The following is a 23,451-nucleotide window of genomic DNA, read 5'->3' as shown; positions in this document are numbered from 1 at the left end:
GGACCCCACGCCCCGCCCCGCGCGTCACCCCTGGGTCAGTGAGGTGACCCGGTGACGAGTCCCGGTGTGACCGGGCCATGCAGGGACACGCCTTCGCGACCGGAGGCGATCAAGGCCTGACCCGTACGGCATCCGGTCCCCGGTCGGCGCAACCGCCGACCGGGGACCGGCCACCGGCCGGTCAGGCGGCCCGTCGGGCCGGTACGCCTGACCGGTGCCGACCCGCGTCCGAAGCCGTACGCTGCAACGCATGCGTTCGTGCCGGGCGGCAGTCGCCGGAAAGCTCACGGTGGTCCTGGCTACGCTGGTCCTGCTGGCCGCCTGCGGGTCCAGCGGCCCCAGCCCCCGGGCCTGGGCCGCCTCGGTGTGCTCGGCGCTGACCCCCTGGCGGGCCGAGATCAGCAAGCTGACCAGCAGCACCAACCAGCAGATGACCGCGCAGACCACGCCCGCGCAGGCCAAGGAGAACCTGGTCCGGCTGTTCGGCGGGGCCGAGGAGGCCAGCGAGACCGCCCGGCGGAAGGTGGAGCAGGCGGGGGTGCCCAAGGTCGAGCACGGCGCGGAGATCTCCGCCGGCTTCCGGGCCTCGCTCGCCTCGATGCGGGATGCCTACGGCCGGGCCCGGACCACCATCGACGGGCTGGGCACCGGTGAGTCCACCGCCTTCTACGACGGCGTCCGGGCTGCGGTGCAGACCCTCCAGCAGGAGTACGACGCGAGCGCGCTGGACACCAGCCGGCTGAACTCCGAGGAACTGAAGCGCGCCTTCGACGAGGTACCTGAATGCCGTTGAGCGGTCCCGGCGAGACACCGGCGGCGCAACCGCTGCCGGTGTCCTTCCCGGCGCCCGCTGCGGCCCCGCGGGCAACTCGCCGTGGCGCTCCCGGCCAGCGGACCAACTCGGCCCCGGCGGACCCGGACTCCGAGCCGGTGGCCGGCGACGGCGCGCCGACGCCGCAACTGGCCGAGCCGGGCGCCGCCGACCCGGACCGGCAGTTGGTCTTCTTCGGCGCGGAGACCGCTGAACCCTCCGTCGCCGACCTCGCCGGGCTGCTCGCCGGGCCGGGCGAGGTGCACCGGATGGGTGGTACGGCCCGGCTGTCCGTGGCGGTCGACGCCGCCTGGCGGGTGCACGTACTCGTCGCCGAGTTGGCCCAGCGCGGCGTCCGGGCGACCTGGGCCCCCACCGACGACGACCGGTACGTGGTGCGTACCGCGTACACCCGGACGATCGTGCCGCTGGCGACGGCCTGGCTGCGCGGCCCGACGCAGCACCCGCCCGCCGGTTTCCAGCTCGACGGCCGGCGGCTGCGGCTGTGGCTCGCCGCGGCCGGCGCGGCCGAGCCGCCGGACTTCCTGCTCCGTCTCGGCGGCACCGACCCGGACCGCTGGGAGGCGGTCGGCGCCGCCCTCGCCGCTGCCGGCCTCGCCGGAGATCTGGTGCCGCCCAACGCAGGCGGCCCGGCCTACCGGATCGTCGGCCGCCGCCGAATACTCCGCCTGGCCGAGCTGGTCGGCACCCGCCCACCCGCCGCCCCGTCGCCCGCCTGGCCCACCCGCGCCTGACCGGGCTCGGGGCGGGGCCAGGTGTCCGATCGGGGACAGCCGGGTGTCGGGGAACACAGGGAGAATCGGCCGGGTTCTACCTCCACCGAGGGGCTGCCATGGTCACAGTGGCACGCTCCACGCCCTACCCTGGGTGTACGGTGGCGCCGTCCGGCGCGACCACCGATCGTCCGGGGCGGATTGCCGCCCGCGAAACCCGAAACACGGACGGCGCGTTACGTTGGACATCCGGACCGCTGGGTATCGGTGGGTCGAGTGCGCCCCGAACCGGGCGCAGGCGCGGCCATGAGCAGGAAAGAGGTCGAAACAGACGTGCCAAGCAAAGCTGGAACCACCCGTCTGGTCATCGTCGAGTCCCCGGCGAAGGCCAAGACGATCTCGGGCTACCTCGGCCCGGGGTACGTCGTGGAGGCCAGCTTCGGGCATGTCCGCGACCTGCCGCGCAACGCCGCCGACGTCCCGGCCCGGTACAAGGGCGAGCCATGGGCCCGGCTCGGGGTCGATGTCGACAACGGCTTCCACGCGCTCTATGTCGTCTCCGCCGACCGCAAGCAGCAGATCAGCAAGCTGACCAAGCTGGCCAAGGAGGTCGACGAGATCTTCCTCGCCACGGACGAGGACCGCGAGGGCGAGGCGATCGCCTGGCACCTGGTGGAGACGCTCAAGCCGAAGGTGCCGGTCCGGCGGATGGTCTTCCACGAGATCACCAAGCCGGCGATCCAGGCGGCGGTGGCCAACCCGCGGGAGATCGACCGCGACCTGGTCGACGCCCAGGAGGCCCGGCGCATCCTCGACCGGCTGTACGGCTACGAGGTCTCCCCGGTGCTGTGGAAGAAGGTCATGCCGAAGCTCTCGGCGGGCCGGGTGCAGTCCGTGGCGACCCGGATCGTGGTCGAGCGGGAGCGGCAGCGGATGGCCTTCCGCACCGCCGAGTACTGGGACATCCTGGCCACCCTGGCGGTGACGAACGCCGGCGAGGGGCCACGCAACTTCAACGCCACCCTGGTCGCGCTGAACGGCGACCGGATCGCCACCGGCAAGGATTTCGAGCCGACCACGGGTCGGGTCAAGCCCGGTGCCGGGGTGGTGCACCTCGACGAGGGCGGGGCCCGCGGGCTCGCCGCCCGGCTGGAGGGGCGGCCGTTCGCCGTCACCCGGGTCGAGGAGAAGCCCTACCGCCGCCGCCCGTACGCGCCGTTCATCACCTCCACGCTCCAGCAGGAGGCGGCCCGCAAGCTGCGGTTCTCGTCGCAGCAGACGATGCGCACCGCGCAGCGGCTGTACGAGAACGGCTACATCACCTATATGCGTACCGACTCGGTGAACCTGTCGGACACCGCCATCGCGGCAGCTCGCCGGCAGATCGTCGAGCTGTACGGCGAGCGCAGCGTGCCGCCGGAGCCGCGCCGCTACACCGGCAAGGTGAAGAACGCGCAGGAGGCGCACGAGGCGATCCGCCCGGCGGGGGACAACTTCCGCACCCCGGGCGACGTGGCCAAGGAGCTGTCGGCCGAGGAGTACAAGCTCTACGAGCTGATCTGGCGGCGCACCATCGCCTCGCAGATGACCGACGCGGTCGGCTCCAGCGTCTCGGTGCGCATCCGGGCGACCACCGCCGGCGGCGAGGAGGCCGACTTCGGCGCCACCGGCAAGACCATCACCGACCCGGGGTTCCTGCGCGCGTACGTCGAGTCCAGCGACGACGAGAACGCCGAGGCGGAGGACGCCGAGCGCCGGCTGCCCAACCTGGTCAAGGACCAGCCGCTGACCGCCGAGGAACTGGCCGCGCAGGGCCACCACACCCAGCCGCCGGCCCGCTACACCGAGGCGTCGCTGGTCAAGGCCCTGGAAGAGCTGGGCATCGGCCGGCCGTCCACGTACGCCTCGATCATGCAGACCATCCAGGACCGCGGGTACGTCGTCAAGCGCGGCCAGGCGATGATCCCGTCCTTCCTGGCGTTCGCGGTGATCGGGCTGATGGAGCGGCACTACCCGCGCCTGATCGACTACGACTTCACGGCCAGCATGGAGAACGAGCTGGACGAGATCGCCGGTGGCGACCACGCGGCGGTCGACTTCCTCACCGCGTTCTACTTCGGCACCACCAACGGCGCCGGCGACCAGGACATCGCCCGCTCCGGCGGGCTGAAGAAGCTGGTCACCGAGAACCTCAGCGAGATCGACGCGCGCAGCGTCAACTCGATCCCGCTGTTCACCGACGACGAGGGGCGTGAGGTGGTGGTGCGGGTCGGCCGGTACGGGCCGTACCTGCAGCGCCGGGTGCCGGGCGAGGAGCAGGCACCCGCGGCGGAGGGCGAGGAGGGCGCGACCCCGGGCGACCGGGCGCCGATCCCCGAGGGCCTTGCGCCGGACGAGCTGACCCCGGAGAAGGTGCACGAGCTGTTCCTCGGCGGCGGTGGCGAGCGCAAGCTCGGTGACGACCCGGCGACCGGGGAGCCGATCGTGCTCAAGTCCGGTCGGTTCGGCCCGTACGTGGCCAGCGGCGAGCGCAAGTCGTCGCTGCTCCGCTCGCAGTCCCCGGATTCGCTCACCCTCGACGAGGCGCTCAAGCTGCTCAGCCTGCCCCGGCTGGTCGGGGTGGGCCCGGACGGTGCCGAGGTGTTCGCCAACAATGGCCGCTACGGCCCGTACGTCAAGCGTGGTGAGGAGTTCCGCTCGCTGGACTCGGAAGACAAGATGTTCACCGTCACGCTGGACGAGGCAATGGCGCTGCTGGCCGCCCCGAAGGCCCGACAGCGCCGGGCCGCCGCCCCGCCGCTGCGGGAGATGGGTGTCGACCCGCTGACGGAGAAGCCGCTGGTCATCAAGGACGGCCGGTTCGGCCCGTACGTCACCGACGGGGAGACCAATGCCTCCCTGCGGCGGGGTCAGACGCCCGAGGCGCTGAGCCTGGAGGACGCGGCCGAGATGCTCGCCGAGAAGCGGGCGAAGGGCCCGGCGCCGAAGAAGAAGGCCGCAGCCAAGAAGGCGCCCGCCAAGAAGGCCACCGCGACGAAGGCGACCAAGGCCACCGCCGCAAAGAAAACCGCCGCAGCCAAGTCCACCCCCGCCAAGAAGACCACCACGGCCCGTACGACCGACTGACGCTCCGGATCTTGGTACGAAACCGCCCCTCGGAGGGCGCTCTCGTACCAAGATCTCGGCGTCAGGAGCGCCAGCCCGCGGCTAGTAGTGCGGTGCGGAGTTGAGTGATCACGGCGGTGGGGTCGTGGCGGATGGCCCAGGCGGGGAAGCGCAGCACCCGGTCCCCGTTCTGCCACAGGTCGTTCTGCCGGCGCATGTCCGCCCAGGCGGTGGCCGGGTCGAGGTGCTGGCCACCGTCGATCTCCACGTGCACCCGCCATTCCTCGAACCAGGCGTCCAGGTAGCGGCGTCGACCGGCGGCGTCCCGGCGAACCGCCTGCCGGGTCGGCTCGGGTAGCCCGGCGCTCCGCACCAGGCCGAGAAAATCCAGCTCAGAAAGGGAGTGCGCGCCACCTGCCGCGTCGGCGGCGGTCTGCCCGATCAGGCGGCGGCGCCGCGCCCGTGGGAGCCGGTCGAGCACGCGCTGCACGTCGTCGCCACCGACGAGGCGCTGCTGGAAACCGGCCGCGATGATCGCCCGGGCTTCCTGGTCGCTGGCTGCCCACTGTGCCGCGTCCACGACCGACCGAGCCGGCATCGTACGACGGGGCTGCCCCACGGCTAGAACATCCTCGTCCGGCAAGCTGGTGGTGCGGTGCACCTGGATGCCGGAGGGCATCGACCGCGCCTGGTGGCGGGCCGGCAGGAGCACGTGCACGAGGCCGTCGTCGTATCGGCGCAGGCCCCACGCCCGGGCGGCACTCAGCCCGCCAAGTACCGCGGTCGGGCCAGCGGCGAGGACGGCGATCCACGGCCGTTGCGCCGGAGCGACCGGCCCGTTGTGGGTGACGTAAACGGCGCGATGCACCTGCCGCCACCGGCCAGACCCGACTCGGTGCCGGATCGCCTTCGGCGACAGATGTCGGCGTGCCTGATCGAGGCTGAGCACGTTCTCCTGGTGGAACAGCAGCCAGGTCAGCTCGTCCGCGTCATCATCCGGCAGCTCCCGTCCCCACTCTTGCCGAGGTCCCGACTCCAGCTCACGCCCCCGCCTCACTCTCCGCCCCCGCCCCGGCCCCGGCCCCGACAAGCTGCCCCCGCCCCACGCCGCGCTCCGCCCCCACCCCACCCCGCGCCGCCACGCCGCGCCCCTACCCCGCGCTCGGCCGCCACGCCGCGCTCGGCCGCCACGCCGCGCTCCGCCGCCACGCCGCGCTCGGCCGCCACGCCGCGCCCCTACCCCGCGCTCGGCCGCCACGCCGCGCTCCGCCGCCACGCCGCGCCCCTACCCCGCGCTCCGCCGCCACACCGCGCTCCGCCGCCACGCCGCGCCCCGCCGCCACGCCGCGCCCCGCCGCCACCCCGCCCCCGCTCCGCATCCCGAATCTCCACACCCCACCCTGCCCACCGCTGCCACTCTCGCTCTACCCCTGTGGACAGCCCGGAGATCTTGGTACGAAACCGCCCCTCGAAGGGCGCTCTCGTACCAAGATCCAGTGGTGGGTCAGCCGAGGAGGGTGGTCAGGTGGGGGGTGGTGAAGGTGCCGGCGGGGTCGAGGCGGGTGCGCAGGGCCTGGAAGTCGTGCCAGCGGGGGTAGGCGGGAGCTAGCGAGGCCGCATCGCGCCAGTGCAGTTTGCCCCAGTGCGGGCGGCCGCCCAGCCCGGTCGCCACCTCCTCGAAGGCCCGGAAGTACGGCTCGTACGGCATGCCGACGTACTGGTGCACGGCGACGTACGCCGACTCGCGCCCGTAGGAGTGCGACAACCAGATCTGGTCGGCGGCGGTGAATCGCACCTCGACCGGGAAGAGCACCTTGAACGGCAGCCCGTCGATGATCCGGCGCAGCGCGTCGAGCGCGTCGGGCAGGGCCGCACGCGGCAGCGCGTACTCCATCTCCAGGAAGCGGACCCGGCGCGGGCTGCAAAAGACCGTGTCGGAGCGGCCGGTGTAGACCCGCTCGCTGAGCGCCCGGGCGGAGAAGGCGCTGATCCCCGGCGCCAGGGCCGGCACCGCGCGGCCGAGCCGGCAGGCCCCGGCGAAGACGGTGTTGGCCAGGAAGTCGTCGTCCAGCCAGCGGCGCCAGCCGGGCAGCGGTCGGTCGTCGGTCGCGACCCGGTCGTTGGCCTTGAGCTGAACCCGGTCGGTGTACGGGAACCAGAAGAACTCGACGTGGTCGTGCCGGTCGACCAGGCCGGGCAGGTCCGCCAGCACGGAGTCCAGCACCGCCGGGCGCTCGTGTGCCCGCAACACGAAGGCGTCCACACAGCGCAACGTCACCTCGACCAGTACGCCGAGCGCGCCGAGCGAGAGCCGGGCTGCTTCGAACACCTCGGGATGTTCCTCGGTGGAGCAGTGCAGCACCTCGCCGGTTCCGGTGACCAGCGTCAGTGCCTCGACGAAGGTGGCCAGGCCGCCGTACGCCGCGCCGGTGCCGTGAGTGCCGGTGGAGATCGCCCCGGCCACGGTCTGCGCGTCGATGTCGCCGAGGTTCGGCAACGCCAGCTGGTGACTGGCGAGTAGGGCGTTCAGCCCCCGCAGGGTCATCCCGGCCGGTACGGTGACGAGGCGCTGATCGACGTCCACGCGTACGTCGATGGCAAGTCGGGTCAGGTCCATCCGCCGTCCATCGCCGACCGCGACAGAGGTGAAGGAGTGGCCGCTGCCGACCGGGCGGATCCGCTCACCGGTCGCGGCGGCGGAACGGACCTGCTCGGCGACCTCGACGATGGACGAAGGGCGCAGGACGGCGGTCGCGACACTGTGCTGGTTGCCGGCCCAGTTGGACCAGGTGGCGGCATCGGCGGGTGCGGTTCCGGCCATCGGCGCGCTCCTCAAAATGAATATGAACCGACTTCATATCAGGAACGTTGTTCCTGGTAAATACCGCAATCGAGGTCCGCTCGTTGTACCGGTAGTCACGGACTCGTGACTGGCAGATATGTTCTTCCGTCGAGAGGGGGTGGCGAGTGTCCACTTCAGCCGCCACGACCGGGCCGCTGCGCCGTGTACCGGTGCAGGGCCGTAGTGTCGCGCGGGTCCAGCGAATGCTGGACGCCTGCGCCGAACTCGTCGACGAGGTGGGGTACGAGGGACTGACCACCACCCTGCTCGCCGAGCGGGCCGAGGTGGCGATCGGGTCGGTCTACCAGTTCTTCCCGGACAAGCGGGCAATCGTGCAGGCGCTGACGCTGCGCACCATGGAGTCCTACCTCCAGCGGCTGGACGAGCGCTTCGCCTCGGACGACCTGACCCACTGGTGGGACGGGGTCGACGCGGGAATCGATGAGTACATCACGATGCACCGCACTGTCCCCGGGTTCCGTACCCTGCACTTCGGCGACGTGGTCGACCTGCATCTGCTCGATGAGCAGCGGGACAACAACGGGGTGATCGCGGACCAGTTGGGCCGGGTGCTCACTGAGCGGTTCGGGCTCGCCGACGTTCCCGACCTGCGCTTCCACCTGGAGATCGCGGTGGAGGCGGCCGACGCGCTGATCAAGCTCGCGTTCCGGCGGAAGCCGGACGGCGACGACCGGGTACTGACCGAGGCGAAGGCGCTGATCCGCGAGTATCTGCACCGCCAGGTGAACGCGCGGGGCGACGCCGGCCACCGGCCGGTCGTGCAACCCGCCAAGCCGGCCGACGACCAGATCTCCGAGCCGGAGGCGGCGGCCGAGCCGGCCGGGCAGCCCGCCTGACGCCGCACCCGGTCCGCGTCAGAGAAAGGCTCGACCCTCGCCCCGGTAGGTCGGCACGGTGGCCACCACCTCGTCGCCGTCCACCAGGTGCAGCTCGTTGACGCGTTCGCACAGCTCGCCCGACTTGGCGTGGCGGAACCAGACCCGGTCGCCGATGCGCAGGGTGGCGGCCGTCGTGCCGGCCAGCGGGGTCTGCACCTCGCCGGCGCCCTCGGCACCGATCAGCTTGAGCCCGGTGGGCAACCATGGCCGGGGCAGCCGGCTGTCGGCGGCCGAACCGGAGGCGATCCAGCCACCGCCGAGCACGGTGGCCAGCCCGGGTGCCGGCCGGCGGACCACCGCACAGGCGAAGAACGCCGCCGGGGTAGGGCGCCAGCTGCGGTACGCGTCGAACAGCGTCGGCCCGTACAGGCCAGATCCCGCGGTGACCTCGGTTACCGCGGGATCGGCGCTGGTCGCGGCCACGCTGCCGGTGCCGCCACCGTTGACGAACTCCAGGTCGGCGTGCTCGCGTACGGCGGCCACCGCCGCGCCCCGGCGGGCCAGCAGTTCGCGGTACGACCCGCGTTGGGCCAGCCGGATCGCGGCGCCGAGCGCCGCCTGCCCGGGCGGTGCGTCGCCCAGGCCGGCGATCTGTGCCTCGTACGACATCAGGCCGACCAGCCGGAAGCCCGGCCGGCGGGCGACGGTGGCGGCCAGCCGGCCGGCCGCCCGGGCGCTGTGCACCGGTGAGCGGCGTACCCCGACGTGCACCCGTCCGCCCAGCAGGCGCCACGAGGCGTCCAGGTCGAGGCAGACCCGGAGTTCGGGACGGCGTCCGGGAGGACGCACCGCATCGCAGAGGTCCAGCTGGTTGGGGTCGTCGACCATCAGGGTGACGGCCGCCGCGAGGGCCGGATCGGCGGCGAGTTGGGCCAGCGCGCTCCGGTCGACCGTGGGATACGCCACCAGTGCGTCGGTGGCCACCCCGGTCCGGACCAGCCAGATCGCCTCGGGCAGCGTGAATGCCATCACTGCGTGCCAGCCCGGCCGGGCCAGCGCGCGGGCGATCAGGTCGCGGCTGCGCAGCGACTTGCTGGCGATGCGCAGCGGCTTTCCGCCGGCCCGGGCGACGAGTGCGGCGGCGTTGGTGTCGAAGGCCGTGAGGTCGACCACCGCGTACGGCGGGTCGAGGTGTGCGGTCGCCCGGTCCAGCCGGTGGCGCAGGTTCTCGCTGTCGGTGGCCACGTGTGCACGCTAACTGTGAAACGGTTAATGCGAAACACCCTCGCGTCTGCCCGCCTGGGTCGGGCTGGCCACAGCGGCCTAGGCTCGGCGAGCAGGCGATGCACGACGGGGAGAGGTCCCTGTCGGGTCTAGAGTGTTCCACCGGGGGTGCCCAGCGATGGGCCGGCACGTGGAGGTACGGCCATCGAAAGCCAGTTCAACGGCGAGTCGTCCGGCGTGTCGCCGTCCGCGGACCAGCCGGCCGGCGCAGCCGGCCCGTCCGGCGACCGGAAGAACCAGCCCGGCGGACCGCCGGGGCCACCGGGTGCGCCCGCCGGCCAGGCCGACCTGAGCGGTTACGGCGCGATCCGCTCGGTGCTGCGTATCCGGCCGTTCCGCCGGCTCTGGATCGTGCTCGGCGCGGCCTCCTTCGGCGACTGGTTCGGCCTGCTCGCCACCTCGGTCTTCGCCGCGGCCCAGGTGGAGGGGAGCACCGCCAAGGGGGTGGCCTTCGGCGGTGTGATCGCCGTCCGGCTGCTGCCGGCGCTGATACTCGGGCCGATCGCGGGCGTGCTCGCCGACCGGTTCGACCGGCGCTGGACGATGGTCATCTGCGACGTGCTGCGCTTCCTGTTGTTCGCCTCGATCCCGCTGGTCGCGCTGCTCGGGGCCGGCGGCGCGGTGGTGGTGGGGTGGGCCGCCATCGCCACCTTCCTGATCGAGACGGTCACCCTGCTGTGGATCCCGGCCAAGGAGGCCGCGGTCCCGAACCTCATCCCGCGCGCCCGGCTGGAAGCCGCCAACCAGCTGACCCTGATCACCACGTACGGCCTCACGCCGGTCCTCGCCGCGGTCGTCGCGGCGGTGCTCGACCGCAGCGTGCGGGCAATCGTCGGCGGGGACATGCCGGCCTGGGCCGAGCCCGCACAGCTCGCGCTCTGGGTCAACGCGTTCTCCCGGCTGGCCACCGCGCTGGTGGTGATGTACGGGATCAAGGAGATCAGCCAGGGTCGAGCCGACGGGCAGCAGCGCAGCGAGCAGAGCATGTTCCGGCAGTTCGTCGAGGGCTGGCGATTCATCGGGCACACCCCACTGGTCCGGGGGTTGGTGTTCGGCATCCTCGGCGCGTTCGCCGGCGGCGGCATCGTCATCGGCACCGCGCAGTTCTTCGCCACCTCGCTCAACGCCGGCGACGCCGCGTTCTTCCTGCTGTTCGGCGCGATCTTCGTCGGCCTGGCGCTCGGCATCGGGCTCGGCCCGATGATCGTGCGGGACATGTCCCGACGCCGCTGGTTCGGCATGAGCATCGTGCTGGCCAGCGCCTCGGTGATGACCCTGGCCTTCGCCATCCACCTGTCCATGGCGATCGTCGGGGCGATCCTGGTCGGTGCCGGTGCCGGGATGGCCTTCCTGTCCGGCACCACGCTGCTCGGCGGCGAGGTAGCCGACGAGGTCCGTGGCCGGGTCTTCGCGGTGGTGCAGATCGGCACCCGGCTGGTGCTGATCCTGGCCATCGCGCTGGGCGGCCTGCTGGCCGGTGTCGGCGGGTCGCGGACCCTGGAGATCGCCGGCGCGCAGATCTCGGTCTCCGCCACCCGCCTGCTGCTGCTCGCCGCCGGCGTGGCCGGGATCTTCGCCGGGATCAGCGCGTTCGGCCAGATGGACGACAAGAAGGGCGTTCCGGTGCTGGCCGACCTCTGGGGGTCGATCCGGGGCCGCCCGCTGATGCCGGCCGAACCGTTCGTCTCGGCCGGGCTCTTCGTGGTCTTCGAAGGCGGCGAGGGCGCGGGCAAGTCGACTCAGTTGACCGAGTTGGCCGAGCGGCTGCGGGGCGAGGGGCGGGACGTGGTGGTCACCCGGGAGCCGGGCGCGACCGGCATCGGCACCCGGATCCGGTCGCTGGTGCTCGACACCTCCGCCGACGATGCGCCCTCGCCGCGCGCCGAGGCGCTGCTCTACGCCGCCGACCGGGCGCACCACGTGGCCACGGTGGTCCGGCCCGCCCTGGTCCGCGGCGCCGTCGTGATCAGCGACCGGTACGTCGACTCGTCGCTGGCGTACCAGGGTGCCGGCCGTACGCTGCCGGTCGACGAGGTCTCCTGGCTCTCCTCCTGGGCCACCGGTGGGCTCAAGCCCGACCTGGTGGTGCTGCTGGACGTCGACCCGCGCACCGGGCTGTCCCGGGCCGCCGCGCGCAACCAGGTCGCCGACCGGCTGGAGGCCGAGTCGGTGGCCTTCCACGAGCGGGTCCGGTACGCCTTCCTCGACCTCGCCGCCGCCGACCCGAAGCGCTATCTGGTGCTCGACGCCGCCCGTCCGGCCGACGAGATCGCCGAGCGGGTGGCCCGCCGGGTGGAGGAGTTGCTCGATGCTGCCGGCGGCGTGAACCACCCGGGTCCGGCGAACGGTCCGGACACCTCGGTGCAGCCCGAGTTATCCCCATCGGAGCTGGTGACGACGGAGCGGACCTGATGCCGGACGCCTTCGCCGACCTGGTCGGGCAGGACGAGGCAGTGGCCACGCTGCGCCGGGCCGCCGCGGCGGCTGCGGCCGTCCTGCGCACCGCCGGCGAACGGGCGAAGCCCACGGCCGCACCGGCGGAGGACGCCGACGCGATCTCGGCCGGGGCCGGCGGTGACCCGGGTGCGGGGATGACCCACGCGTGGATCTTCACCGGCCCGCCCGGGTCGGGCCGGTCGGTCGCGGCGCGGGCCTTCGCCGCCGCACTGCAGTGCGTGCACGGCACCGGCTGCGGCGAGTGCCCCGGCTGCCACACCACGCTCACCGGCACCCACGCGGACGTGCGGCTGGTGGTGCCCGAAGGGCTCTCCATCGGCGTCAACGAGATGCGGGCGCTGGTGCTCCGCGCAGCCAGCACCCCGTCCGGCGGGCGCTGGCAGATCGTGATCATCGAGGATGCCGACCGGCTCACCGAGGCGGCCGGAAACGCGCTGCTCAAGGCGGTGGAGGAGCCGCCGCCGCGGACCGTCTTCCTGCTCTGCGCGCCGTCCACCCACCCGGACGACATCTCGGTGACCATCCGGTCGCGGTGCCGGGTCGTACCACTGCGGCAGCCGCCGGCCGCGGCGGTGGCCGAGGTGCTGGTCCGCCGGGACGGGATCGCGCCCGACGTGGCGCGGTGGGCGGCGGCGGCCACCCAGGGGCACGTGGGGCGGGCCCGGCGGTTGGCCGGCGACCCGCAGTCCCGTGCCCGGCGGGAGGCGGTACTCGCGGTACCTCGCCGGCTGACCGGCGTGGGTGCCGCGTTCGACGCGGCGTCCGCGCTGATCGAGGCGGCCGAGGCGGAGGCCGAGGCGTCGGTCACGGAGATCGACGCGGCGGAGCGCGCGGCGCTGGAGACCGCACTCGGCGCGGGCGGCACCGGCCGGGGCGCGGCGGGTGCGGCGCGGGGTGCGGCCGGGCAGCTGAAGGACCTGGAGCGACGCCAGAAGTCGCGGGCGACCCGGGCTCAGCGGGACGCGCTGGACCGGGCCCTGGTCGACCTGGCCGCCTTCTACCGGGACGCGTTGACCATGGCGCTGGGCGCGCCGGTGGCGCCGGTGCACACCGACACCGCAGAGCTGGCCGACGCCGGTGCCCGCAGTTGGCAGCCGGAGGGGGCGCTGCGGCGCCTGGAGGCGGTGCTCGCCTGCCGTACCGCGATCGAGGCCAACGTCAAACCCCGGATCGCCGTCGAGGCCATGATGCTCGCCCTCTGGAAGGGCTGACCGGCACTCCCCGCACGACGTCCGCCGGCCGGACCGGTTTTCCACAGGCATCGACACGCGCAATTCGCGTGCGGTACGGTCCGGTGTGCCGTGGTGACGGTAGCGGCACGCAGAGTGAGGACGACTGGGGAGGAGCCCGCTGATGCCGCGGGGCGAGATCGACGAGGCATGGATCGAGGAGGCGGTCCGGCGCTACCGCAGGATCGAGTCCCTCCAGGCCGAGTTCGACCAGGCCGTGGCGACGGTCGAGGTCACCGTCCGGTCACCGGACGGTCTGGTCGAGGTGGTGGTGACCGCCAGCGGCCGGATCACCGACGTGCGGTTCCTCGGCCCATTGCACACCCGAGCGCCGCGCGACGTGGCCAATTCGGTGCGGGCCGCGGTCGCCGCGGCGGCCGACGCCGCTCAGTGGGCCAGGGAGAAGCTGCACAACGAGACCTTCACCGCCTACCGACCGCTGACGGGGGCCTGAGATGGACAGCCTTCGTGCCCTGGCCAGCCGCCTCGACGAGGCGAGCGCCACGCTGACCGCGCTGTCCCGCTCGGTTGCCGCCGGTGACCCGGCGCAGGTGGCGTTCGGCGCCGACGCCCCGGGGCGGCCGGGTGAGATCGGGCGGGCGCTGCACCGCCAGTGGGTGGCCGCCACCGGTGACCGGGCCCGGGAGGCGTACGCGGCCGCCGCCCACCTGGCGTCTGCGGCCGCGGCGCTGCGTCAGGCCGCCGACCAGTACGCCGACACCGACTCCGCGGTCTCCCGCCGGTTGGTCGGGGAGGCGTGATGGACGCCCTGGACCGGCTCGCCGAGCCCGGTCTCGACCTGCTGCGCCGGGTCGACACCCTGCTCGCCGCCGGTGCTCCCGAGGGGCACCGGGTCTGGCCGCTGCTGCGGCGGATGGAGGTGCTGCCCGGCGAGGCGCTGCGCAATTTCCTCGACCTGCGTTCCGCGCCGCTGGCCGGTGCCGGGCACACGGTACGCCGGCAGGTCCACGGGTACGACCACGCCTGCGCCGCCCTGACCGACCCGGTGCTCTGGTCCGGGCCGGCCGCCGCCTCGTACGGGCAGTCCCGGGCAACGCTGCTGCGACACCTCGACGAGGGGCCGGAGAGCCTGGTCGGGCGGTTGGAGGCGACCGCCAGTTACGCCGACGCCCTCGCCGACTGGGTGGAGGGCAGCCGGCTCGCCGTCGCCCGAGTGCTGGCCGACGTGATCGGCTCGGGAGAGGCGGTGGCCGTCGTCGCCGCCACCTCGGTAACCAGGGAATCGCCCCATTCCGGGCCGTCGTCGCCGGGTGGTGCCGGTGCCGCCGAGATCGCCGCCCGGGTGCTGGCGGTGCTCTGTGTCGCCTACGACGGAGCGGAGACCCTGCTCCGGCAGTGGGCACCGAGCCTGGCCGAGTCCCCCTGGCGCCCGGCCGGCAACCGGTCCCGCCCCGACGGTGGCGGTCTGTCGGGCACCCGGACGACCCGCGTGGGCTGGTAGCAGGTTTCGGCCGTCCGGGCCGGCATCGTCGTACCAGTAGCTGGGACAGGGATCGGTCGAGTCGACAACCGTGGATGTCTACACGGTGTAGTCCGGCGTCACTGCGGCTGGGCGCGATGCCGGCGCGGCGTCGTAGGGTGAAGGGCATGGGCATGCTCTGCGCGGTCAGCTTCCAGCGGTACGGGCGCCTCTACTACCTCGACCCGGGCGAACTGCGCCCGCAGGTGGGCGACAAGGTGCTGGTCCCCACCGACGACGGTCCCGAGGTGGCGGAGTGCGTCTGGGCCGCGCAGTGGGTCACCGAGGACACCGAGGGCTTTCCCCGGCTGGCCGGGCTGGCGCAGGAGGACGATCTGCGCCGGGACGAGACGCTGCGGCGGCGCAAGGCCGAGGCGAAGATCGCGGCGAAGCGGCTGATCCGGGAGCACGAGCTGCCGATGAAGGTGGTTGCGGTCGACCACGTGCTCGGCAGCACCGACGGCGGCGAGCGCAGCACCATCTACTTCACCGCGCCGCACCGGGTGGACTTCCGCTCGCTGGTACGCGATCTCGGGGCGACCCTGCACTGTCGGGTGGAGCTGCGCCAGCTCTCGGCGCGCGACTCGGCGCGGGTGCAGGGCGGCATCGGATCCTGCGGGCGTGACCTGTGCTGCGCCACCTTCCTGAACGACTTCGAGCCGGTCACCATCCGGATGGCCAAGGACCAGGACCTTCCGCTCAACCCGCTGCGCATCTCCGGCGCCTGCGGTCGGCTGATGTGCTGCCTGAAATACGAGCACCCGCTGTATCAACGGTTCCAGGAGTCCGCCCCGGAGGTCGGCGTTCGGGTCTCCACCCCGAAGGGGGAGGGCCGGGTGGTCGGTCACAGCGTCCCCCGCGACGCCGTCACCGTCCGCCTCGACGCCGACGGCTCCCGCTGCTCCTGCTCCCGCGCCTCCGTCTGCGCCCCCCGCCAAGCCCACGACCAGCACTACTCCAACTAACCCCACACCTCCGCCGGCCCCGGCCGCGAGCCTGGGTCGATCATGAAGTTAGCGGGCACTTTGATCTTTGAAGCACCCGCCAACTTCATGATCAACAGGGTGGGTGGGGCGGTGGTCAGGTGAGGGTGATGGGGGGTTCGGCCAGGCGGGGCCGGAGTGGGGTGGTGGGGGTCAGCCAGGAGGAGTCGGGGGACTGGTCGGGGTTCACCCGCCAGTCACGGGCGACCCGGTCGATCGCGATCGGGTAGAGGGTCAGGGTGCCGTCGGGGTCGATGCGCAGGCGTACGAAGCCCTTCGCGTCCTCAATGCCCTGGCCGGCGAACAACTCGTTGACGTTCACCCCGAACGCGCCGGCCACCAGCAGGTACGCGGCCACCAGCTGACTGGCCACCAGGCCGCTCACCGGCAGGTAGACCGCCACCGCGGCGACCGCCGGCAGCGGCCAGGGCCAGTCGTGGAAGGGCAGGGCCAGCCAGGCCCAGGTGCCGCCGGCGGCCAGCCCGACGTGGGCCAGGCCGTGCCCGACGCCGAGGATCCAGTGCCGCGCGTGGCGCTTGCCGGTGGAACTGGGCGGCTTGGCGAACAGGGCCGCCGCGAGCACCATCAGCAGCACCATCATCACCAGCGGCACGCTGAACAGGCGCTGCTCGGACGCCTCGGACCGGAAGTCGGTCACGCCGGCCATCGACAGCATCAGCAGGGTGTGCAGGATGCCCAGCAGCGTGGCGAAGCCCGGGTTGCGGCGGGGCAGCCGGCTGAAGATCCCCCAGCCGTACCGGCGGGAGCGGGCGGCGTCGGGGTAGCGGCCGGCCAGCTCGTACGTCCGGGAGGGGCTGGACCGGCGGGCCATTGTGTCCCGTGGCGGCACCTCGATCCGCTCGGGCAGCTGATGCGTCGGGTAGAGGTACGCGCCGCCGCTGCCGGAGGTGACCAGCTGCCGGCCGTCCGGCCCGGTGTACCGGGCGTAGTGGTGCAGGTCGCCGGAGATCAGCAGCCGGACCTGGGCCCCGGTGGGCGCGACGATGGTCCGGATGAAGTAGTCGATCGAGTCGTACGCGGTGGGTTGGTCGACGGCCTTGACCCACGCCGGCGCCGGCACCGCCAGGATCACCTTGCTCTGCGGTCCCAGCTTCTTCGCCACCGCGTCGAAGTAGGTGAGCTGCGGATCATCCACGTAGGAGCCGGACTGGTCGTCGAGGCCGAGCAACCACCAGTCGGCGGGCAACTCGGCGGCGAAGTACGAGCGGGACTGGCCGGTACGCCAGCCGCCGAAATGCCGATCCCGGGTGCGGACGAACAGCCGGAGGAACGCGGTCAACCCGTCGTACCAGTCGTGGTTGCCGGGCACGGCGAAGATCGTCGGCTGCTCCGGCGGGCTGACCGGCAGCGCCGCCTGGTAGGGCCCCTTGCAGCGGTCCTCGTACGCCTCGTAGGCGGCCGACGGGTAGACCTGGTCACCGCCCATCACCAGGGTCTGCGCCCGGGGCAGCCGGTGCCCGTCCACCTCCAGCTCCCGCTGGGCGAGCAGGTACGCCACCGAGTACGTGGCGTTGAAGCCGTCGCCCAGGTCGGCCACGTAGTCGAGCCAGAGCCCACCGTCCGCCCCGACCTGCTTGGCGACCTCCGCGTCCAGCGCCTTCTGCAGCTCCCGCTTGTCCAGGTAGGCCCCGAAGAGCAGGGCCAGCAACGTACGCAGGCCGGTGCTGATCAGCAGGAACGGCGCGAGCCACGGCACCGGCTTGCGCGGCGTGAAGCCCAGCTCCAGCGGGTCGGTGCTACTGGGCCGCCGCGTCGCCCGTCCGCCGCCCACCTCCCCGGCGAACGGGCGGGCCTGGGGTGCCGCCCGGCCGGTCGGGTCGGGCGGTGCCGTTTTACCCGGCGGGCTGTCGACCGGTTCGTCGCGGGGGATGTGATCGTCGGTCATTAGCCGCAGCGTAGTGGGGCGCGGTCAGCCGCGCTGAGCCGGAAAGGCCCCGTTGTCCGGTCCGCCGACTCGGGCAATCCCGCTCGGCCCCGCGCCGACGCGTGCCGTACACTTGGCCATCGTTGCCGCCTTAGCTCAGTCGGCAGAGCGACGCACTCGTAATGCGTAGGTCGACGGTTCGATTCCGTCAGGCGGCTCCACAGGAAGGCCCAGGTTAACGGCTTGATCGCCGATCATGACCTGGGCCTTCGTCGTGTCGTCCTGCGGTGGTTCAACTCTGGGGCACTACCTGGATGATGCTTTCCCCGCTGACCGTGCTTCCGCGGTCGACCACCGAGCTGACCAGGTTGTAGTAACCCGGCTTGGCCGAGGGATCGATCACGATGGTGCTGACGGGTCGTTCGTCGGGCGTGCCGGCGGGTCGAACCGGCTCGGCCGTGAGAGTGACCAGCCCCGAAACATTCTTGGTGCCCATTGCCACGGCCTTGAGCTCATCCACCGTCGCGAACGGGCCGGTCAGGTGGGCGTTCAGCTCGACCTGGGGCGGGGTCGTGGCAGGCGGCTCATCCAGCAGTTCGACGATCCAGTGCAGGATGAAGGTCTGCCCCGGCTCGTAGAGCGTTTCGACATCCGCAGTCTCACAGCAGGTGTACGTGACCGACGACCGTGCCGGTACCTCGGAGGGTCCGGTGACGCATGCCGCCAGAAGTGGCATGACCAGGCAGGCCGCCAGCCAGACGCGGGACATCCTCATGCGCGGGATCGTATGTTCAGATGGCAAGTCCGCGGCTCGTCAATTGCTTCACGCCCGCCGTGCCATACGGTGGCCACAATGGCGAGGTCAGTGCCGACCCCCGGAGGTTCCCGTGCGCCACACACCGGTCATCGTCAGTCTGCCGATCGTGGACCGGCAGGTCTCCTACGACTTCTACCGGGACGCCCTCGGCCTGGACGTCGTCGGCGAGGCCGCTGAGGACGGGCTGCCCGAGCCGTTGCAGTTCGAGGTCAACGACGGTCTGCGGCTCATGCTGGTGCCGACCGGTGGCTTCGGCTGGGTGCTCGGCGGGCGGGAGGTCGCCGATTCCCGGCACAGCGAGTGCGTGCTCGGCCTGAGCGCGACCAGCTCGGACGAGGTGGACGGGTTGGTCAAGCGGGCGCTGGAGGCCGGCGCCGAGGTGGTCACCGAGCCCGGCCAGCAGCCTTGGGGATACGCGGGCACCTTCGCCGACCCGGACGGCCACCTCTGGATGGTCGCCGTCGCCGGTCGACCCTCGGGTCAGACGTAGAGCTTGCTGGCGTACTCCGGGCCGTAGTGGCGCTCCAGCTCGGTCAGCGTTTCCGCCGGTGCCTCCACCTCCTTGATCAGCCGGGCCCGGCTGGGCAGCGGGTCCACCGGCCAGGTCTCGGGCTGCCACAGGTGGGAGCGGAGGAACGCCTTGGCGCAGTGGTAGAAGATCTGCTCGATCTCGACCACCACGGCGAGCACCGGCCGGTGCCCCTTGACCACCATCTCGTCGAACCAGGGCGCGTCGCTCAACAGCCGGGCCCGGCCGTTGATCCGTAGGGTGTCGGTGCGCCCGGGGATCAGGAAGATCAGCCCGACGTGCGGGTTCGCCAGGATGTTGCGGTAGCCGTCCGCCCGCCGGTTGCCGGGACGCTCCGGGATGGCGATGGTCCGGTCGTCCAGCACGAGGGCGAAGCCGGCCGGGTCGCCCTTGGGCGAGACGTCGCAGCTGCCGTCCGCCCCGGCCGTGGCCACCAGGCAGAACGGGGACGCGGCGAGCCACTGCCGGTCACGCTCGTGCAGCGTGGTGCGTTCCTTCACGGCGGCGCGGGGCGCCGGGGTGCCCAGCAGCTCGGTCAACTCCGCCGCCGACGTGATCTCCACCGTCACTGTCTGCCTCCCCGTGGCGTTGACCGTGGTGACGGCACCAGACGGGAAACCGTCACCGTAAGTGTAGTCGTGTCCACCGTCAGGTTTGTCCCGTGGTGACCGGGGTACGGCCGCACCGAGCGCCGGAGCGTGCGCCCGCGACCCGAGCAGTGGAGGCCCGCAGATGGAGAGTCGACTCAAGATTCTGGGTCACCCTGTTCACCCGATGCTGGTGATGTTCCCGGTCGCCCTGCTGGTCACCACCGTGCTGTTCGACATCATCGACGCGCTCGGCGGGCCGAACTACCTGGGCCAACTGGCGTTCTGGAATCTCTCCGTCGGCCTGATCGGCGGCCTGCTTGCCGCCGCGGCCGGGCTGGTCGACCTGCTGGCCATCCCGCGCGGCACCCGGGCAAAGCGGGTGGGGCAGACCCACGCCGCCGCCAACACCGCGATGCTTCTGCTGTTCGCCGCGGTCTGGGTGGTGCGGCTCAATGCCGAGTACCGGACCGCCGGCGGCGCGCTGATCGCCATCGAGGTGGTGGCGGTGGCCATCCTCGGCGTCGCCGCCTGGCTCGGCGGGGAACTCGTCGACCGGCTCGGCGTCGGCGTCGAGCGCGACGCCAACCTCAACGCGCCGAGTTCGCTGCGGCCCACCGGCTCCGGCCAGCAGATGGGAGGTGCCCGATGACCAGACCGGGACGTGGCCGGCGGGCCGGCCAGCAGGGCTGGGACCCGCTGGGTGAGTTGCAGTCGTTGCGGGCCGAGCTGAGCCGGCTGGTCGGCGGCCGGCCGGGGCCGCCCGAGGTGGAGCTGGGCGAGACCACCGACGGCTGGGAGGTGGTCGTTCGGCTGCCCGGTGTCGCACCGGAGGAGGTCGCGGTCGAGCTGGACGAGCGCGAGCTGTGCGTACGCGCCCGGACGGAGGCCGAGGTCAACGCCGACCACGGCATCTCCGGCGGGTTCGAGACCCGAGGCTTCGAGTACCGCGTGCACATGCCGTCGCGGGTGGACCCGGACGCGATCGACGCGGTGATGGACCACGGCCTGCTCCGGGTCAGGTTGCCACGGGCGACCCGGCCCCTGCCGCGCACCATCACCGTCGGCCGCACCGGCCCACACCCCGTCGGCCCGTCCGGGAGTAGGCCGCGCAGCATCGACCCGGCGGCGGATCGGGAACTGCACCAGCCGGACGTCGCCGTCGGCGAGCCCGGCCGGTAGCGGCCCCTCCGTGGCCGCGCCGGCCCTGCTCGCCCCGGTCGCCGGGCTGGTGCCCGACGTGGCCAGGATCGCCGTGCTGCGCGCCAACGCGCTCGGCGACTTCATCTTCGTGCTGCCGGCGCTGGACGCGTTGCGCTCCGCGTACCCGCGGGCGGAGATCGTGCTGCTCGGTGCGCCGTGGCACGCGGCGCTGTGGCGCGACCGGCCCGGCCCGGTGGACCGGGTGCTGGTGGTGCCAGCCGCCCCGGGAATCCGCACGCCGGCCTCCGGCGAGCCCGAGTCGAGCATGATCGACTTCCTGGCCGCCGCCCGGGCGGAACGCTTCGACCTGGCGCTCCAGCTACACGGGGGCGGTGCGAACTCGAACCCGCTGGTGGCCGCGCTCGGCGCCCGGATGACCGCCGGGCTGCGCGCCGAGGACGCCCCGCCGCTGGACCGTTGGCTGCGCTACGTCTACTACCAGCCCGAGGTGATCCGCTACCTGGAGGTGGCGGCGCTGGTCGGTGCCCCGGCGACCACGATCACCCCGGTGCTGGCGGTCACCGACACCGATCGCGCCGAGGCGCGATTCGTGCTGGGCGAGCCGGAGCGCCCTCGGGTGGCGCTGCACCCGGGCGCCACCGACACCCGCCGCCGCTGGCCCGCCGACCGGTTCGCGCAGGTGGCCCGGACGCTGCACGCTGACGGGTACGAGGTGCTGGTCACCGGGACCCCCGCCGAGCAGGACGTGGTCGACCAGGTGGCGGCGGCGGCCGGCGTCCCGGTCCGGCCGCAGGTGGGCACGCTCAGCCTGGGCGGGCTGGTCGGCTGCTACGCCGGCTGCGAACTGGTGGTCTCCAACGACACCGGCCCGCTGCACCTCGCCGCCGCGGTGGGTACCCCGACGGTCGGCATCTTCTGGGTCGGCAACCTGATCACCACGGCCACCGCGCTACGGGACCGGCACCGGCCGATCACCTCGTGGACGGTGCACTGCCCGGTCTGCGGGGTGGACTGCACCCCCGGGATCTACCCGCACCGGCCCGGCGACGGCGACTGTCCACATCGGGACTCGTTCGTCACCGACGTACCGGTCGTCGAGGTGCTCGAAGCCGCCCGCGAGCTGCTGTTCGGGTAAGGAAGGGCCCCTTCTTAACGCCTGCGGTAGAGGAAGGGCCCCTTGTTAACGCCGATCAGGCGTCGGCGTCCGCGTCGGCGAGGACGACCTCCCACGCCTCCACGTCGCGGTCGGTGACCGTGGTGGGCGACTCCAGGTGGTACGCGCCGCTGGGCAGGACGCCGGCGCCGCCGTGGCGGGCCAGCACGGCGAGCTGGGCGGCGACGTCCTCGCCCTGGTGCCGCTCGTGCAGCCGGCGCCAGAAGTCGAAGCCGCCGGAGTCGACCAGCTTCGCCCGGTCGTACAGCACGCAGCCGCCGATCCAGGAGACCTTGTACGCCCGCCAGCTTCCCTCGGGCAGGGCCAGCGACTCGGTGACGTGCAGCAGGTTCGCCGCCGAGTGGATCTGCGCCCGGTCCCACTGCGAGGTGCCCGGGCGAATCCGCTCCGGCACCGGCCGGCCGGCCCACTCCTGGTAGTGCCGGTGCGTCTGCGGCCGAACGTCGTGCAGGTAGGACAGTCCGTGCACCGCGTTGCCGACGAACCCGCAGCCCAGCTCCTCGATCGCGGTGACCAGCCGGTGCAGCGTCCCTGGTTCCAGCCAGACGTCGTCGTCGAGGCAGAGCACATACCGGGCGCCGGACGCGGCGAGCAGCCAGGCCCGGTGTTCGGCCAGGCCCCGCCGGGGCAGCCGGCGGGTCAGCAGCACCGGGTGCCCGCGGTGGCGCAGCGCACGGACCATGGTGGCCGCCGCCGGATGGGCGTACCCGGGTTCGCCGTCGGACTGGTCGCTGACCACGACCCCGAACCCGGGCACCCCCTCCTGGGCGGCGAGCCCGGAGAGGGTGACGGCGAGTTCAGCGGGACGGTCCCGGGTCGGCACCAGCACGTCGAGCAGACGGTCGGCGCGGAATTCCGCGCGGGAGCCGGCGTCGAGCGGGCGGTTCACGGCGCGGTCAGCGGTGGCACGGCCGAGCCGGTCGCTGGTCCGCCAGCGCGGTTCGTCGCCACCGCCGGATCGGATGCGGTCACACCGGTTGCGGGTGCCACCGCCGGATCGGGTGCGGTCACGCCGGTCGCGGGTGGGTCGGGCGGTGGGTCGCCGGCGGCAATCTCCGGCCCGGTCTCCTGGGCGTGCGCCCGGATCCGGTCGATGATCGCGGAGGTGGAGCGGTCCGGCACGTACCCAAGGGTGCGGACCTGGCCGCCGAGCCGCTGCACCAGCGGTGCCTCGGGCACCAGCTCGGGCGGGTAGTCGCCGCCCTTGACGTAGACGTCCGGGCGGATGTCCTCGATCAGCGCGGCCGGTGAGTCCTCCTCGAAGACCACCACGTGGTCCACGCAGGACAGCGCGGCGAGCAGGGCAGTTCGGTCCTCGACCGGGTTGACCGGCCGGTCCGGCCCCTTGAGCCGGCGTACGCTGCCGTCGGAGTTGACCGCCACCACCAGCAGGTCGCCGAGGGCTCGGGCCTGTTCCAGGTACCGCACGTGTCCCCGGTGCAGCACGTCGAAGCAGCCGTTGGTGAAGACGACGGAACGGCCGGCGCGGCGGTGCTCGGCGATGATCACGCCGAGGCCCTCGCTGCCGACG

Annotated in this window: 22 protein-coding genes and 1 tRNA gene; 15 read left to right on the top strand and 8 right to left on the bottom strand. The window is 72.8% G+C overall.

Annotated elements, in window-relative coordinates:
* Positions 1-250 precede the first annotated feature (250 nt).
* From AB0M52_RS10610 to topA, 3 genes are all read left to right on the top strand, one after another.
* A complete protein-coding gene (locus tag AB0M52_RS10610; protein ID WP_363951652.1) occupies positions 251-793 on the top strand; it encodes a hypothetical protein in 543 nt (180 codons plus the stop codon).
* Positions 784-1,566 carry a hypothetical protein gene (locus AB0M52_RS10605; RefSeq protein WP_363951649.1) on the top strand — a complete coding sequence of 261 codons (783 nt, stop codon included), beginning with the start codon at positions 784-786 and terminating at the stop codon, positions 1,564-1,566. The genes AB0M52_RS10610 and AB0M52_RS10605 overlap by 10 nt, the downstream gene beginning before the upstream one ends.
* A 312-nt stretch (positions 1,567-1,878) precedes the next feature.
* Entirely contained in the window at positions 1,879-4,671 is a 2,793-nt protein-coding gene (gene topA, locus AB0M52_RS10600) for a type I DNA topoisomerase (protein ID WP_363951647.1), read from the top strand.
* Between the two features lie 61 nt (positions 4,672-4,732).
* On the opposite strand, the gene AB0M52_RS10595 is transcribed toward topA, so the two are convergent.
* Positions 4,733-5,707: a DUF559 domain-containing protein gene (locus AB0M52_RS10595; protein WP_363951644.1), complete on the bottom strand. Its 975-nt coding sequence runs from the start codon at positions 5,705-5,707 to the stop codon at positions 4,733-4,735.
* Positions 5,708-6,154: 447 nt separating this feature from the next.
* Complete coding sequence (locus AB0M52_RS10590) at positions 6,155-7,471, bottom strand: D-arabinono-1,4-lactone oxidase (RefSeq protein ID WP_363951639.1); 1,317 nt, start codon at positions 7,469-7,471, stop codon at positions 6,155-6,157.
* A gap of 224 nt (positions 7,472-7,695) precedes the next feature.
* Here AB0M52_RS10590 and AB0M52_RS10585 point away from each other — a divergent pair, with 224 nt between their 5' ends.
* The gene (locus tag AB0M52_RS10585) at positions 7,696-8,349 is read left to right on the top strand and encodes a TetR family transcriptional regulator (RefSeq protein WP_363951657.1); all 654 of its coding nucleotides are present in this window, start codon (positions 7,696-7,698) and stop codon (positions 8,347-8,349) included.
* 18 nt (positions 8,350-8,367) lie between these two features.
* Here AB0M52_RS10585 and AB0M52_RS10580 read toward each other — a convergent pair whose 3' ends face one another.
* Complete coding sequence (locus AB0M52_RS10580; protein ID WP_363951636.1) at positions 8,368-9,576, bottom strand: amino acid deaminase/aldolase; 1,209 nt, start codon at positions 9,574-9,576, stop codon at positions 8,368-8,370.
* Positions 9,577-9,930: 354 nt separating this feature from the next.
* Between AB0M52_RS10580 and tmk the strand changes: the two genes are divergently transcribed.
* From tmk to ricT, 6 genes are all read left to right on the top strand, one after another.
* A complete protein-coding gene (tmk, locus tag AB0M52_RS10575) occupies positions 9,931-12,027 on the top strand; it encodes a dTMP kinase (RefSeq protein WP_363951655.1) in 2,097 nt (698 codons plus the stop codon).
* Positions 12,027-13,283 carry a DNA polymerase III subunit delta' gene (locus AB0M52_RS10570; protein WP_363951634.1) on the top strand — a complete coding sequence of 419 codons (1,257 nt, stop codon included), beginning with the start codon at positions 12,027-12,029 and terminating at the stop codon, positions 13,281-13,283. The genes tmk and AB0M52_RS10570 overlap by 1 nt, the downstream gene beginning before the upstream one ends.
* A 142-nt stretch (positions 13,284-13,425) precedes the next feature.
* The gene (locus AB0M52_RS10565) at positions 13,426-13,755 is read left to right on the top strand and encodes a YbaB/EbfC family nucleoid-associated protein (RefSeq protein WP_111219388.1); all 330 of its coding nucleotides are present in this window, start codon (positions 13,426-13,428) and stop codon (positions 13,753-13,755) included.
* Between the two features lies 1 nt (position 13,756).
* Complete coding sequence (locus AB0M52_RS10560; RefSeq protein ID WP_363951630.1) at positions 13,757-14,062, top strand: hypothetical protein; 306 nt, start codon at positions 13,757-13,759, stop codon at positions 14,060-14,062.
* Complete coding sequence (locus tag AB0M52_RS10555) at positions 14,062-14,763, top strand: hypothetical protein (protein WP_363951627.1); 702 nt, start codon at positions 14,062-14,064, stop codon at positions 14,761-14,763. Before AB0M52_RS10560 ends, AB0M52_RS10555 begins: the two co-directional genes overlap by 1 nt.
* Positions 14,764-14,909: 146 nt before the next feature.
* On the top strand, positions 14,910-15,746 hold the full coding sequence (gene ricT / locus AB0M52_RS10550; protein WP_363951624.1) for a regulatory iron-sulfur-containing complex subunit RicT: 837 nt from the start codon (positions 14,910-14,912) through the stop codon (positions 15,744-15,746).
* Between the two features lie 115 nt (positions 15,747-15,861).
* Here the strand turns inward: ricT and AB0M52_RS10545 are convergent, their stop codons facing one another.
* Positions 15,862-17,670: a metallophosphoesterase gene (locus AB0M52_RS10545; protein WP_363951621.1), complete on the bottom strand. Its 1,809-nt coding sequence runs from the start codon at positions 17,668-17,670 to the stop codon at positions 15,862-15,864.
* Positions 17,671-17,794: 124 nt separating this feature from the next.
* On the opposite strand from AB0M52_RS10545, the gene AB0M52_RS10540 reads away from it, so the two are divergent.
* Positions 17,795-17,870, top strand: a tRNA-Thr gene (locus AB0M52_RS10540).
* Between the two features lie 71 nt (positions 17,871-17,941).
* Here the strand turns inward: AB0M52_RS10540 and AB0M52_RS10535 are convergent.
* Positions 17,942-18,424: a hypothetical protein gene (locus AB0M52_RS10535; protein ID WP_363951619.1), complete on the bottom strand. Its 483-nt coding sequence runs from the start codon at positions 18,422-18,424 to the stop codon at positions 17,942-17,944.
* 112 nt (positions 18,425-18,536) lie between these two features.
* Between AB0M52_RS10535 and AB0M52_RS10530 the strand changes: the two genes are divergently transcribed.
* Entirely contained in the window at positions 18,537-18,956 is a 420-nt protein-coding gene (locus AB0M52_RS10530; protein WP_363951617.1) for a VOC family protein, read from the top strand.
* Here the strand turns inward: AB0M52_RS10530 and AB0M52_RS10525 are convergent.
* Entirely contained in the window at positions 18,947-19,564 is a 618-nt protein-coding gene (locus AB0M52_RS10525) for a pyridoxamine 5'-phosphate oxidase family protein (protein ID WP_363951615.1), read from the bottom strand. The genes AB0M52_RS10530 and AB0M52_RS10525 overlap by 10 nt on opposite strands.
* A gap of 163 nt (positions 19,565-19,727) precedes the next feature.
* On the opposite strand from AB0M52_RS10525, the gene AB0M52_RS10520 reads away from it, so the two are divergent.
* The 3 genes from AB0M52_RS10520 to AB0M52_RS10510 are packed head-to-tail and all read left to right on the top strand — an operon-like array spanning position 19,728 to position 21,881.
* Positions 19,728-20,234 carry a DUF2231 domain-containing protein gene (locus AB0M52_RS10520; protein ID WP_363951613.1) on the top strand — a complete coding sequence of 169 codons (507 nt, stop codon included), beginning with the start codon at positions 19,728-19,730 and terminating at the stop codon, positions 20,232-20,234.
* Positions 20,231-20,764 (top strand): Hsp20/alpha crystallin family protein, encoded by a 534-nt coding sequence (locus AB0M52_RS10515; protein WP_363951611.1) that lies wholly within the window; start codon positions 20,231-20,233, stop codon positions 20,762-20,764. Before AB0M52_RS10520 ends, AB0M52_RS10515 begins: the two co-directional genes overlap by 4 nt.
* 10 nt (positions 20,765-20,774) lie before the next feature.
* A complete protein-coding gene (locus AB0M52_RS10510) occupies positions 20,775-21,881 on the top strand; it encodes a glycosyltransferase family 9 protein (protein ID WP_363951608.1) in 1,107 nt (368 codons plus the stop codon).
* A gap of 55 nt (positions 21,882-21,936) precedes the next feature.
* Here the strand turns inward: AB0M52_RS10510 and AB0M52_RS10505 are convergent, their stop codons facing one another.
* Both AB0M52_RS10505 and rfaE2 read right to left on the bottom strand, forming a co-directional pair.
* Complete coding sequence (locus AB0M52_RS10505) at positions 21,937-22,809, bottom strand: glycosyltransferase family A protein (protein WP_363951605.1); 873 nt, start codon at positions 22,807-22,809, stop codon at positions 21,937-21,939.
* On the bottom strand, positions 22,806-23,451 hold a 646-nt coding region (gene rfaE2, locus AB0M52_RS10500), incomplete at its 5' end, for a D-glycero-beta-D-manno-heptose 1-phosphate adenylyltransferase (protein ID WP_363951602.1). The genes rfaE2 and AB0M52_RS10505, both read right to left, overlap by 4 nt.

The organism is Micromonospora sp. NPDC051296, from assembly GCF_040682255.1.
In the GTDB taxonomy this organism is placed as follows: Bacteria; Actinomycetota; Actinomycetes; order Mycobacteriales; family Micromonosporaceae; genus Micromonospora; species Micromonospora craterilacus.
The sequence above is the reverse complement of the archived record's forward strand: the minus strand, read 5'-3'. Positions and strand labels throughout refer to the sequence as shown.

Excerpts from the sequence above, each read along its gene's own strand:
- AB0M52_RS10610 (WP_363951652.1), top strand. The coding sequence starts at position 251 with ATGCGTTCGTGCCGGGCGGCAGTCGCCGGAAAGCTCACGGTGGTCCTG.
- AB0M52_RS10605 (WP_363951649.1), top strand. The coding sequence starts at position 784 with ATGCCGTTGAGCGGTCCCGGCGAGACACCGGCGGCGCAACCGCTGCCG.
- AB0M52_RS10590 (WP_363951639.1), bottom strand. The coding sequence starts at position 7,471 with ATGGCCGGAACCGCACCCGCCGATGCCGCCACCTGGTCCAACTGGGCC.
- AB0M52_RS10585 (WP_363951657.1), top strand. The coding sequence starts at position 7,696 with ATGCTGGACGCCTGCGCCGAACTCGTCGACGAGGTGGGGTACGAGGGA.
- AB0M52_RS10570 (WP_363951634.1), top strand. The coding sequence starts at position 12,027 with ATGCCGGACGCCTTCGCCGACCTGGTCGGGCAGGACGAGGCAGTGGCC.
- AB0M52_RS10565 (WP_111219388.1), top strand. The coding sequence starts at position 13,426 with ATGCCGCGGGGCGAGATCGACGAGGCATGGATCGAGGAGGCGGTCCGG.
- AB0M52_RS10560 (WP_363951630.1), top strand. The coding sequence starts at position 13,757 with ATGGACAGCCTTCGTGCCCTGGCCAGCCGCCTCGACGAGGCGAGCGCC.
- AB0M52_RS10555 (WP_363951627.1), top strand. The coding sequence starts at position 14,062 with ATGGACGCCCTGGACCGGCTCGCCGAGCCCGGTCTCGACCTGCTGCGC.
- ricT (WP_363951624.1), top strand. The coding sequence starts at position 14,910 with ATGGGCATGCTCTGCGCGGTCAGCTTCCAGCGGTACGGGCGCCTCTAC.
- AB0M52_RS10545 (WP_363951621.1), bottom strand. The coding sequence starts at position 17,670 with ATGACCGACGATCACATCCCCCGCGACGAACCGGTCGACAGCCCGCCG.
- AB0M52_RS10535 (WP_363951619.1), bottom strand. The coding sequence starts at position 18,424 with ATGAGGATGTCCCGCGTCTGGCTGGCGGCCTGCCTGGTCATGCCACTT.
- AB0M52_RS10520 (WP_363951613.1), top strand. The coding sequence starts at position 19,728 with ATGGAGAGTCGACTCAAGATTCTGGGTCACCCTGTTCACCCGATGCTG.
- AB0M52_RS10515 (WP_363951611.1), top strand. The coding sequence starts at position 20,231 with ATGACCAGACCGGGACGTGGCCGGCGGGCCGGCCAGCAGGGCTGGGAC.